The sequence below is a fragment of the Pseudoalteromonas sp. Xi13 genome, from assembly GCF_003952205.1.
Classification (GTDB): domain Bacteria; phylum Pseudomonadota; class Gammaproteobacteria; order Enterobacterales; family Alteromonadaceae; genus Pseudoalteromonas; species Pseudoalteromonas atlantica.
Window position 1 is genome coordinate 885,863 of the sequence record NZ_CP034439.1, and the last position, 12,165, is coordinate 898,027.

Here is a 12,165-nt window from a genome sequence, read left to right on the forward strand (position 1 = left end):
GTGCAGTTTAAAGATAAAATTACACTGGCGTTTAGTGGTGCTTCAGGCGCGCCTTACGGTTTAAGATTGCTTGAAGTATTACTCGCGCAGCAATTTCAAGTGTATGTACTTATATCAAGTGCTGCGCGCGTGGTGCTTGATACAGAGTCAAACATTAAACTCTCAGCTAATGAAGATAAAGCAACCGAGCAGTTAAGTGCTTTATTTAATGCCAAGCCAGAGCAGTTAAAAGTATTTGGTAAAGATAACTGGTTTAGCCCTGTAGCTTCAGGCTCTGCGGCCCCTAAAAAAATGGTAGTATGCCCGTGCAGTGCAGGGTCTGTATCTGCTATTGCGCTCGGAGCGTCAGATAACTTACTCGAGCGTGCAGCCGATGTAGTTATTAAAGAGCGAGGGCAATTAATTTTAGTGCCACGCGAAACGCCCTTTAGCGAAATTCACCTTGAGAATATGTTAAAGCTTGCGCGTTTAGGGGTCACTATTATGCCCGCTGCGCCTGGTTTTTATCACAAGCCACAACGTATTGAAGACTTAGTTGATTTTATGGTGGCGCGAATTTTAGATCATTTAAACATTGAACATAACCTAACTAAACGTTGGGGTTATGGTGAGGGTAAATAATGAATAAGCAAAATGTTGCTTTAAATATAGAAGGCCTGACCAAGGTTTATAAAAACGGTGTAGAGGCCGTGAAAGGTGTTGATTTACAAGTTTTTGAAGGCGACTTTTTTGCCTTACTTGGCCCAAATGGCGCCGGTAAGTCGACCACTATTGGTGTTATATCGTCCTTGGTAAATAAAACACAAGGTAAGGTGGAAGTGTTTGGTCACAACATCGATACCGACCTTGAAGCTGCTAAAGCGCATTTAGGCCTTGTGCCACAAGAGTTTAACTTTAGTCAGTTTGAAACGCTTGGCCAAATATTGGTAAATCAAGCAGGCTACTACGGTGTTACCCGCGCAGAAGCGCATAAGCGTGCCGATAAATATTTAACTCAGCTTGGCTTATTAGAAAAAAAAGACAAGCAAGCACGTACGCTTTCCGGGGGTATGAAACGCCGTTTAATGATTGCCCGCGCATTAATGCATGAGCCAAAGCTACTAATATTAGATGAACCCACAGCAGGGGTTGATATAGAGCTGCGCCGCTCAATGTGGGACTTTTTACGCCAAATTAATGAGCAAGGCGTAACGATAATTTTAACCACGCATTACCTTGAAGAAGCCGAGCTGTTATGTAAAAACATCGCCATTATTGATACTGGCCGTATTGTTGAAAACACCACTATAAAAGCATTACTAGCTAAGCTTGATAAAGAAACCTTTGTGCTTGATTTAAAACAGCCAGCACAGCCAGTCACCCTTGAGGGGTACTCGTTTAGCATGCCTGATGAGCACACCATAGAAGTTGAAGTGGCTAAATCTCAAGGGTTAAATGCAGTTTTCAGTGCGCTAACCGAGCAAGGTAACACTGTTTTGAGTATGCGTAATAAAGCAAACAGATTAGAAGAGTTATTTGTAGGGTTACTAGAGCAAGGGCGGGGCGAATAAATGTTTAAATATGGCGTAGCCTTAAAAAGTTTATGGATTAAAGAGTGTATTCGTTTTTTACGTATTTGGGTGCAAACCTTAGTACCGCCGGCGATTACGATGAGTTTATACTTTGTTATTTTTGGTAATTTAATTGGCTCGCGTATTGGTGAAATGGGTGGATTTAGCTACATGGAATTTATTGTTCCGGGGCTAATAATGATGTCGGTTATTACCAACTCATATTCTAATGTTGCTTCTAGTTTTTATTCAACCAAGTTTCAAAAAAGCATTGAAGAGCTATTGGTTGCGCCTGTGCCTAATTACATAATTGTACTTGGTTATATGGGTGGCGGTATGACCCGCGGCATGATGGTGGGCTTTATTGTTACCTGTGTATCGCTGTTGTTTGTGGATATTCAAATACACAATATATTTGTAATTATGGCGACGGTAATTTTAACCTCAGCGGTGTTTGCACTCGGTGGTTTAATTAACGCTATTTACGCCAATAGTTTTGACGATATTAGTATTATCCCAACCTTTATTTTAACGCCACTAACATACTTAGGCGGCGTATTTTATTCAATTACGCTACTGCCAGAGTTTTGGCAAAATGTATCGCAAATAAACCCAATTATTTATATGGTTAATGCGTTTCGTTATGGCTTTTTAGGCGTGTCGGATGTTGATTTAAGTGTCGCGCTTGGCGTTATATTAGTATTTATTACGGTGCTATTTACTTTAGCGCTAACGTTAATTAAAAAAGGTGTGGGGCTTAGACATTAATGAGCGATGCAAATTCACGCAGTATTGTATCTAATCAGGCGGGTATACACGAAAAGCTTGATGAAATCGTTAACAAGCATTTAAACGCAGAGTTTAAAAAGCCTATTGCTGAGCACACTCAACAAGCGTTTGATGAAGTCAATGAGCAGGTTCAAGCTTTTAATGGACCGCTTATTATAGACTCATGTTGTGGAGTAGGGGAGAGCTCGGCTAATTTAGCTAAGCGCCACCCAGATGCATTAATTATTGGTATTGATAAATCGTCGCACCGCTTAGATAAGCACGATGTTGAATATAAACAAACAGACAGCGGCCAGTACATTTTGGCCCAAGCTGACTTAAATGACTTTTGGCGTTTAGCTGTGGCTGCTAATTGGCAGCCTACTCATCATTATTTGCTTTATCCTAACCCATGGCCTAAATCTAAGCATATCCAGCGTAGGTGGCACGGCGCGGCTATTTTTCCGTTTATTGTTAAGCTAGGTGGTCGCTTAGAGGTGCGCAGTAACTGGGATATTTATGTAAAAGAGTTTGCCAGAGCGCTTGAGCTAACGGGTTATCCTTGTGAGGTAACGCTGTATGAGTCAAACGAAGCGATTACTCCGTTTGAGCGTAAATACTGGGCCAGCGGCCAACAAAGCCATCGTTTAGTGATAGACCTTTAAACGGTCACTTCCTCTTGGCTTGATGAGTTAACATGTGGCGCTGGGTAAGCAAAGTAATTGCCTTGCATCAGTGCCACATCTACATTTTTAAGCGCATTTTCAATACTTACATTTTCTACCGACTCTGCCATGAGCGTTAAACCAAGTTGCTTTGCAGCATGAACTGTATGCTCAATAAATAAGGCTATATTTTCATCACTTACTGCTTGTTTTACTAATGCGCCGTCGAGTTTTATACCGTTTACTTCAAGCTTTAGCGCATTCGAAATATTTGAATAACCACTACCAAAACCAGTAATAATGACATTCACCCCTTTGGTTTTTACCATAGAAATAAACGTTTTAACCTCTAAAAAATTAGTAATAGCGTGTGATTCTAAAAGGCCAAGCGTTATGTTTTCTGGGTGCGGGTAGCGCTTAAGCTCGTTAGCAATGTATTCACTCAAACTAGGGTCGAGTATATCTTTATCGCTGATATTTAAGCTCCAGCATATATCTGTTTTTCTAAACCGCTCTATACATTGGCTAAATAGCGTGCGCGTTAATAGTCCGCCCATTCTTGAGCGGCTCACTACATTTAAAAATGAGTCGGGTTTTAAAATTTCGCCATTTTTAGTTACCATTCTGGCTAAGCATTCGTAATGTACTACTTCATTATTAGTGGTGTGAAACATAGCCTGAAAATAAGGCACTATGCGGTTGTTATCAAATGCTTCTTGAACCTCTTTGGCAAGGCTTACATTGTATTGATATTGGTTTTTTACATCGCTCATTACTTTTGAGTAGCTAACAACCTTACCGCGGCCATGTTTAGCCTGAAGCGTTGCAATGTGCGCGTTTTCAATCAGTAGTGATTTATTACCACTGGCGATACCTGCACAGTAAGTTATATAAATAAATGGGTTTGTTAATACCGGGCTGTTTGCGTTATACGACTCAACTAAATCGCTCAGTTCGCTGCTTTTAAAGCTTTTAGGGGTAAGCACGGCAATTTTATTGGTAGCAAGGCGATACACCTTACAGCTTTGCGGGCTGCGACTTTGATAATGACTGAGCAAGTTTTTCATTACGTTGTCGCCAACTTGAGTGCCATAAAAGCTATTAATATCTTCAATTTCGTTCACCCAAATAATGGCAAGCTGCATGTGGTGTGAATTACTCTTTTTGATAAAGTACTCAAGCGCAATATGATTGGCAAAGCCCGTACTGGCATCTGTTGCTAGGGTACGCTTTAACAAATATATAAATAGCTGCAACCAGTACCGCAATAAAAAAGAAAAAACACGCCGTTATTATGGCTTTAGTGACGCTGTATTGAAGCTTTTTATTTAAATCATCTAAGGTTATGTCGGCACCCGTAATGTAGGTAGTACCATATTTATCTACAAAGGGAATAAAAACAGTTTTAAAATCACCCCATTGGTCGCTAGATTGCTCAAAAACAGGCTCGGTAGAATAAAACGCGCCCCTGTTAATGTCGGTGGCCTCTGGGTATAAATCAAGAAATTGCGTAACCCGCGCATTTTCTTGATCGTCTTTAGTGTAGCTGGATGAGGTAAAATAAACTTTGTTATCGCGCATGATCATCGAATAGACGTAAGCTATATCAAGCGCTTGTGCAAGCTCTGAGAGTTGTTTGCTTTTAGTTTGGTAAACCGAAAAACCAATATCGTAACCTTGGCTAATTCTATCGTGGTAACTTTGCCCTAAAATATGTTTTACGCTGGTGGCGGCATTTAGAAGGCGCTCATCGACAGCGTGCATTATTTCGCTACGCGCTGAGCTATAGGTGTAATAAACATAGACTAATAAACTGACCAAAAACAATGTAAAGCCAGCTATAAACCACTTCCCTTTTAATTTCCCTGTGAGCATACTTGTCCCTTATTGTTACACATATTAAGTATACGCATAAATGCAATTTGCCCAAAACTAAAATGTGACTTTTTAATAAAATCCCATTATTGAAAATTTTTTACAATATTTGTCATCCGTTTAGTCGCTTTTATGGCTTAAAGGAAGACATTTTACTTATATTGCAGTAAAGTTAGCGCAATTTTTAAAAGAAGCACGCTGCTTATAATAGCGCCATAGTTTGGCATTTTTAACTGTTAAACGCGTGTTTTAGCTACACACACACTAGGTATAAAGATGGATCAAAAGCGTTGTGCCGTCGCCTCTAAAGAAAGCCTTAAGCGTATATTTACTGTACCTGAAGCGCCAGACTCAACTTTAAGCAAAATTGAGCTTGAAATTTCGAGTAATTTAGCAGGGTTTTTAAACGAAAATATAGCGGCAATTGAAAAACCATTACACGAAATTGAAAAAGATTTTCAGGCTGCGGTGATCCCAGAAAACCCAACGTTTGTATCTGCTTACGCCCAAGATATTATGGAGCAGCTAGTTGCCCATTCGGTACACACGGCTGCGCCTAGCTTTATTGGGCATATGACATCGGCTCTTCCGCATTTTTTACTACCGCTTTCAAAATTGATGGTGGGGCTTAATCAAAACCTAGTAAAAATAGAAACCTCAAAAGCATTTACGCCCCTAGAGCGCCAAGTGCTTGGCATGATGCATCATTTAGCTTACTCGCAAGATGAGTCGTTTTATTCAAAATGGATGCACAGTGCTAAAACATCACTCGGTGCTTTTTGTTCCGGTGGTACAGTTGCAAACATAACGGCACTGTGGATTGCGCGTAACCGCTTATTAAAACCTGACGGCAGCTTTAAAGGTATTGCCGCTCAAGGGCTCGTTGCCGGTATGCTGCATTATGGCTACAAAGGGCTGGCCGTTTTAGTGTCGGAGCGAGGGCATTATTCTTTAGGTAAATCAATTGACTTACTAGGCATCGGCCGTGAAAATTTAATTGGTGTAAAAACCTGCGAAAATAATAAGGTTGATGTGAATGCCATGCGCGAAAAAGCCTTAGAGCTTGAATCGCAAGGCATAAAAGTTATGGCAATTGTAGGGGTTGCTGGCACAACCGAGACCGGTAATATAGACCCTCTTGATGATATGGCCGATTTAGCACAGCAAATAAACTGTCATTTTCACGTTGATGCAGCGTGGGGTGGGGCAACGCTTTTATCGCAAACGCATCGCCCATTATTAAAAGGAATTGAGCGCGCAGATTCAATTACCATTGATGCACACAAACAAATGTATGTGCCAATGGGCGCAGGCTTGGTGTTATTTAAAGACCCAACTGCTACGGATGCAATAGAGCACCATGCAGAGTACATATTACGTAAAGGTTCAAAAGATTTAGGAAGCCATACACTCGAAGGCAGCCGCCCAGGTATGGCTATGTTAGTACATGCTTGCTTACGCGTTATTGGCCGCAAAGGCTACGAAATGCTTATTGATCGTAGTATCAAAAAAGCACATTACTTTGCTGATTTAATTAAAGCGGATGAAGACTTTGAGCTGATTTCAGAGCCTGAGCTGTGTTTGCTTACATACCGCTATGTGCCTAAACAAATTAAACAAGCCATAGCCCAAGCAGATGCCGCAACACGGTTAGAAATTTTCGCGTCGCTCAATCGCTTTACTGCCAGTATGCAAAAACGCCAACGTGAATCAGGGCGCTCGTTTGTATCGCGTACTCGCTTAACCCCTTCAAAGTACGATAATCAGCCGACGGTGGTATTTAGAGTGGTATTGGCTAATCCGCTCACATCGGGTGTTATATTAAAAGAGATTTTAGCTGAGCAAAAAGAGCTTGCTAAAACAGACCCTGTATTTAAAAAGTACTTAAGTAAGTATATGCAGTAACGCCTAGGTATAAACTAAAATAAAGGCGCCAATGGGCGCCTTTGTTATTTTTGCTGTGAGTTTTTAATACAGTCTTCTTTTTAAGCGTTTAAGCGTTTAAGCGTTAAAGCAGTTTGCCCTAATAATGTCAGTTATAATTTTTTGCGATGGGTTTATTTTCTCCATTGCTAAAAATTCATCAGGTTGGTGGGCTTGATTAATTGAGCCTGGCCCCATGACTATTGTTTCACAGCCAAGTTGCTGAATAAACGGAGCTTCTGTGCAATAATTTACTGCAACGGCTTTTTCTCCTGCAATTTTTTCTGCCATTTTAACGAGTGCGCTATCAATGCTGCCACTAAAAGCTGGAATGGGCTCGTGTAAATCAATTACGCTCACTGCGCTTGGGTATTGCGCGTTTATATCGCTGGTGGCATCAATAAGTAAAGCTTGTAAGTCTTTAATGCTTAACCCGGGTAGCGGACGCATGTCTATGTGCATTTCGCAGCAGCCACAAATTCGATTTGCGTTGTCGCCACCATGAATATTACCTAAATTTAAGGTAGGGTAAGGTATTTCAAAATGTTCAACTGAATATTTATTCTTTAACTGCTCTTTTAAGATCAGCAATTTTGTAATCACTTTATGCATGACTTCGATGGCGTTAAGACCACGTTCGGGATCGGAACTATGACCTGAACGGCCAATCACTCTTATAGCCGTGCTCATATGTCCTTTGTGAGTAAATACAGGAGTCATATCAGTAGGTTCACCAATAATACAACGCGCAGGTTTTAAATTAGGGTGCTTACAAATTTGCTGCGCTCCCGCCATGGTGGTTTCTTCATCGGCAGTGGCGAGTATTAAAATAGGTTGTGTTTGCTGTTTTATATCAAGCTCACTAATAGCTTGTAATACAAAAGCAAAAAAGCCTTTCATATCAATACTACCTAACCCATATAAGTTATTGTTATGTTCAGTGAGTTTAAACGGGTCGTGGCTCCAGCGGCTATCGTCAAACGGTACGGTGTCTGTATGGCCTGCAAGCATTAAGCCGCCATCGCCTTGCCCCCGCTTTGCAAGTAGATTGTATCGGCCTTTCCCACCTTCTAACTCTATAATTTCGCAAGTAAAACCTAAACTTTCGCACCAACGTGCTAGCAACTCTATTACCCCTTTATTACTCATACAAAGTTCATCTTCTATTGCACTAATAGAGGGGGCTGCAATGAGTTGTTGGTACATAGAGATAAATGACGGCAAATACATAAAAAAATCCAAAATAATTATTCAATTTAATTGCATAACAATATAAAAGTATTTATGATGAATATCAATTCACTTTTTAAGCATAAATATATTAAGTATAGCCATGAAGATAATGCGACGATAATCAACAATTCATTGAGAAAAGTATTAGCTAGCATCTAAGCTAGTGTAAGCGAACACCACACCTATTTAGTAGTAAATTTATAAACGAGTAAAAAATGAATGTAGCGATTATTGGCGCAAGCGGTTATAGCGGCGCAGAATTAGCAAGCTTAGTTGCTAAGCACCCTAATTTAACGTTATCGGGCTGTTATGTCTCTGAGGGAAGTTTAGATAAACATAAATTATTAAGTGATTTATACCCAGAGCATAGAAATCTTCTTGATATTCCTCTACTACCACTGAGCGAATCAGCGTTTGATGACATAAATTCGAGTGCCGATTACATCTGCTTATGTACTGATCACAAAGTAAGTGTTGATTTAGCCCCGCAGTTTTTAGCTATGGGTAAAAAAGTATTTGACCTATCAGGTGGTTACCGCCTTGCTAGCAACGACGACTATGTTACTTACTATGGTTTTGAGCACCAACATCCTGAGTTGTTAAACGAAGCAGCCTACGGGTTAGCTGAGTGGAATAGCAGTGCAATTGCCAAAGCAAATCTTGTGGCTGTAGCCGGCTGTTACCCAACCGCTGCGCTTAATGCGTTAAAGCCGTTGCAACAGGCAGGCTTGTTGAGTGATGAAAAAGTGATTATTAATGCTGTTTCAGGTGTTACTGGCGCAGGGCGTAAAGCCAGCGTAGGTACTCACTTTTGTGAAGTATCGCTTGCCCCGTATGGTTTATTTAACCATCGTCATGGGCCTGAAATTGAACAACACCTTGGCCACAAGGTGTTATTTACACCGCACTTAGGTAACTTTCCGCGTGGAATTTTAGAAACTATTTATGTACAGCTTAAGCCAGGCGTTACCAAGGAAAACGTATCTGATGCTTATCAAGTACTTAAAAACGAACCGTTGATTCGTTTGTTAGCTGATAAAGTGCCATCTATTAAAAGCGTGGTAAAACAACCCTATGTTGATATTGGTTGGCAGCAGCAAGGCTCTCAACTGATTGTTATAGCAGCGATAGATAATCTATTAAAAGGCGCTGCGGGCCAAGCCTTGCAATGTATTAACTTATCAATGAATTTAGATCACACCACTGGCTTAAAAGGAGCCTTTTAATGAGCACTAAAACGTGGGTAATTAAATTAGGTGGTGCTGTACTTAATACTGAAAACGCGGCAAAAGCTTTGTTTGATGTATTAAGCGCTGATCAAAATAATCAGTTTGTTATTGTTCATGGTGGTGGCTCGTTAGTTGACTCTTGGCTAAAACAAGCAGGCTTTGCTAGTGCAAAGCACCAAGGACTGCGTATTAGCCCAAGTGAGCAAATGCCTTACATAGTGGGGGCGCTGGCTGGCTGTGCAAATAAGCAGCTGGTAAGCCAAGCTATTAATGCAGGCCATAAACCTGTTGGCCTTTGTTTGTATGAAGCCGGAGTTATGGCGTCTCAAAAGCTAAAAGCGCTTGGACAAGTAGGTAAGTGCGAAAGTAATGATGATTCAATTGTTAACGATTTACTTAAGCTTGGTCGGTTACCTATCGTGAGCTCTATTGGGTTTGATGAGCAAGGTAATTGGTACAATGTTAATGCTGATGAAGCTGCCGCAGCGATTGCTAGCAACTTAAATGCAGAACTTATTTTTATGACAGATGTAGAAGCAGTACTTGATGCAAACAAGCAGCCGTTACATCAACTTGACACAAAACACATTGATACTTTAATTGATGAAGGGGTAATTTTGGGCGGAATGGAGGTCAAAGTTAAGACCAGCCTGCACGCTGCCCAACATTTACGACGCGGTGTGTATATTTCCAGCTGGCAAAAGCCAGACAATTTAACTGCTTTGCTACAGGGCGAGCATGTCGGAACAAAAATTACACCATAGGGTTATCATGTTAGAGAATTTTTTAACGGGTCTAGAATTAGACCAAGAAGGCGCACTAAAATTACTAAAACTAGCGCGTGATTTAAAAGCAAAGCCAGAAAAGTACAGCCAAGTATTAGCGGGTAAGTCAATTGTTACCTTATTTGAAAAGCAAAGTTTACGTACGCGTTTATCGTTTGATATTGGTATTAACCGTTTAGGCGGCCACGCTGTGTATTTAGATCAGCAAAACGGCGCTATGGGTGCACGTGAATCTGTAAAAGACTTTGCACTTAATATTTCTACGTGGGCTGATGGTATTGTAGCGCGCGTAAACCAGCACAGCACGTTAACCACCTTAGGTGAATACTCTAGTGTACCTGTCGTGAATAGCTTGTGTGATTTATATCACCCGTGCCAGGCATTGGCTGATTTTTTAACGCTACAAGAAGTACACGGCGATGTAAGCGAGCTAAAAGTGGCTTACTTAGGTGAAGGTAACAACGTTACTCATTCACTTATGTTATTAGCGGCAACGCTAGGTACAGATTTTGTTGCTGTTACACCAAAAGGCAGCTCGCCTGATTCGCAAATTCTTAAAAAGGCAGAGCAAATTGCTGCAATGAACGGCGCATCAGTAATGGTAAGCGACCGTGTAGAAGCCGCTGTAGGCGCTAATGTTGTATATGCAGATACGTGGGTGTCTATGGGCGATGATACGCCTCTTGAGCAAGTTAAAGAAAAATACATGCCTTATCAGCTAAACCAAGCATTGCTAGAACAAACAGGTGCGACTACGGTATTACATTGCCAACCGGCTCACCGTGAGTTTGAAATTACCTCTGAGGTAATGGATGGCCCAGCATCAAAAATTATTCAACAAGCAGAAAATCGCATGCATGCGCAAAATGCTCTGCTAGTTACATTACTAAATCCAAATTTTGTTAAGGAACACCTATGAGTTCAATTAAAAAAGTCGTTTTAGCCTATTCAGGTGGTCTTGATACTTCAGCTATCGTGCCATGGTTAAAAGAAAACTACGGTTGTGAAGTAATTGCCTTTGTTGCCGATGTAGGCCAAGGCGCTGAAGAGCTTGAAGGCGTTGAAGAAAAAGCAATCGCATCAGGCGCATCTGAGTGTTACGTAGTTGACTTAAAAGATGAAATGGTAAGTGAATACATTTACCCAACGCTTAAAACGGGTTCTATTTACGAAGGTACTTATTTATTAGGTACGTCTATGGCGCGTCCTATTATTGCTAAAGCGCAAGTTGAAATTGCACGTAAAGTAGGTGCCGATGCACTTTCGCATGGTTGTACTGGTAAAGGTAATGACCAAGTACGTTTTGAATCATGTTTCGCAGCGCTTGCACCCGATTTAAAAGTAATTGCACCATGGCGCGAGTGGGATTTATCAAGCCGTGAATCATTATTAGATTACTTGGCTGAGCGTGATATTCCGTGTTCTGCCTCAGCAACAAAAATTTACAGCCGTGATGCTAACGCATGGCATATTTCGCACGAAGGTGGCGAGCTTGAAGATCCATGGTGTGAGCCTAGTGACCAAGTTTGGACCTGGACTAATTCACCAGAGCAAGCACCCGATAAAGCTGAGCATGTAACGCTTACGGTTATTGAGGGTGAAGTGGTTGCCGTAAATGGCGAGCAGCTTAAGCCTTACGACTGTTTAGTTAAATTAAACGACATTGCTGCGCCACATGGTGTTGGCCGTGTAGATATTGTAGAAAACCGTTTAGTAGGCATGAAATCGCGCGGCTGTTACGAAACACCAGGCGGTACCGTTATTATGGCGGCACTGCAAGCCATTGACGAGCTAGTGCTTGATAAATCAAGCCGTAAGTGGAAAGAAGTACTGGGCGGTGAATTTTCGCACTTAGTTTATGATGGTCGTTGGTTTACACCTCTTAAAGATTCTATTTTAGCGGGTGCAGAAGCGCTTTCTACACTTGCTACAGGTGAAGTTGTACTTAAGCTTTACAAAGGCCAAGTGACAGCCGTTCAGAAAAAATCACCTAATAGCTTATACAGCGAAGACTTTGCTACATTTGGTGAAGACGACGTATATGACCAGTCACATGCTGAAGGCTTTATTCGTTTATTCTCGCTTTCGAGCAGAATTTCAGCAATGGCTAAAAAGTAAATTATTTATAGCCCCTTGT

10 protein-coding genes and 1 pseudogene are annotated in these 12,165 nt (G+C 41.1%); 9 read left to right on the top strand and 2 right to left on the bottom strand.

The annotated features are described in order from the left end of the window. From EJ103_RS03985 to EJ103_RS04000, 4 genes are read left to right on the top strand one after another with little or no spacing between them, the layout of a single operon-like run. On the top strand, nucleotides 1–621 hold the full coding sequence (locus tag EJ103_RS03985; RefSeq protein ID WP_004588542.1) for a flavin prenyltransferase UbiX: 621 nt from the start codon (nucleotides 1–3) through the stop codon (nucleotides 619–621). Then, entirely contained in the window at nucleotides 621–1,550 is a 930-nt protein-coding gene (locus EJ103_RS03990; protein WP_004588541.1) for an ABC transporter ATP-binding protein, read from the top strand. The genes EJ103_RS03985 and EJ103_RS03990 overlap by 1 nt, the downstream gene beginning before the upstream one ends. Beyond that, entirely contained in the window at nucleotides 1,551–2,318 is a 768-nt protein-coding gene (locus tag EJ103_RS03995) for an ABC transporter permease (protein ID WP_004588540.1), read from the top strand. Beyond that, entirely contained in the window at nucleotides 2,318–2,983 is a 666-nt protein-coding gene (locus tag EJ103_RS04000; RefSeq protein WP_126006165.1) for an SAM-dependent methyltransferase, read from the top strand. Before EJ103_RS03995 ends, EJ103_RS04000 begins: the two co-directional genes overlap by 1 nt. Here the strand turns inward: EJ103_RS04000 and EJ103_RS04005 are convergent. Continuing rightward, nucleotides 2,983–4,858, bottom strand: a pseudogene (locus EJ103_RS04005) (GGDEF domain-containing protein); the annotation flags it as partial. The gene EJ103_RS04000 and the pseudogene EJ103_RS04005 overlap by 1 nt on opposite strands. A 276-nt stretch (nucleotides 4,859–5,134) precedes the next feature. Between EJ103_RS04005 and panP the strand changes: the two are divergent. Continuing rightward, complete coding sequence (gene panP / locus EJ103_RS04010) at nucleotides 5,135–6,763, top strand: pyridoxal-dependent aspartate 1-decarboxylase PanP (protein ID WP_004588537.1); 1,629 nt, start codon at nucleotides 5,135–5,137, stop codon at nucleotides 6,761–6,763. 96 nt (nucleotides 6,764–6,859) lie between these two features. Here panP and argE read toward each other — a convergent pair whose 3' ends face one another. Continuing rightward, the gene (gene argE, locus EJ103_RS04015; RefSeq protein ID WP_126006167.1) at nucleotides 6,860–8,011 is read right to left on the bottom strand and encodes an acetylornithine deacetylase; all 1,152 of its coding nucleotides are present in this window, start codon (nucleotides 8,009–8,011) and stop codon (nucleotides 6,860–6,862) included. A gap of 218 nt (nucleotides 8,012–8,229) precedes the next feature. Between argE and argC the strand changes: the two genes are divergently transcribed. Genes argC through EJ103_RS04035 form a run of 4 tightly spaced genes read left to right on the top strand, consistent with a single transcriptional unit; the run spans nucleotide 8,230 to nucleotide 12,146 of the window. Then, entirely contained in the window at nucleotides 8,230–9,240 is a 1,011-nt protein-coding gene (gene argC, locus EJ103_RS04020; RefSeq protein ID WP_126006169.1) for an N-acetyl-gamma-glutamyl-phosphate reductase, read from the top strand. After that, nucleotides 9,240–10,007 carry an acetylglutamate kinase gene (argB, locus tag EJ103_RS04025; protein WP_126006171.1) on the top strand — a complete coding sequence of 256 codons (768 nt, stop codon included), beginning with the start codon at nucleotides 9,240–9,242 and terminating at the stop codon, nucleotides 10,005–10,007. Before argC ends, argB begins: the two co-directional genes overlap by 1 nt. A gap of 7 nt (nucleotides 10,008–10,014) precedes the next feature. Beyond that, a complete protein-coding gene (locus tag EJ103_RS04030) occupies nucleotides 10,015–10,947 on the top strand; it encodes an ornithine carbamoyltransferase (RefSeq protein ID WP_126006173.1) in 933 nt (310 codons plus the stop codon). After that, on the top strand, nucleotides 10,944–12,146 hold the full coding sequence (locus tag EJ103_RS04035) for an argininosuccinate synthase (protein WP_004588532.1): 1,203 nt from the start codon (nucleotides 10,944–10,946) through the stop codon (nucleotides 12,144–12,146). Before EJ103_RS04030 ends, EJ103_RS04035 begins: the two co-directional genes overlap by 4 nt. Nucleotides 12,147–12,165: the final 19 nt, after the last annotated feature.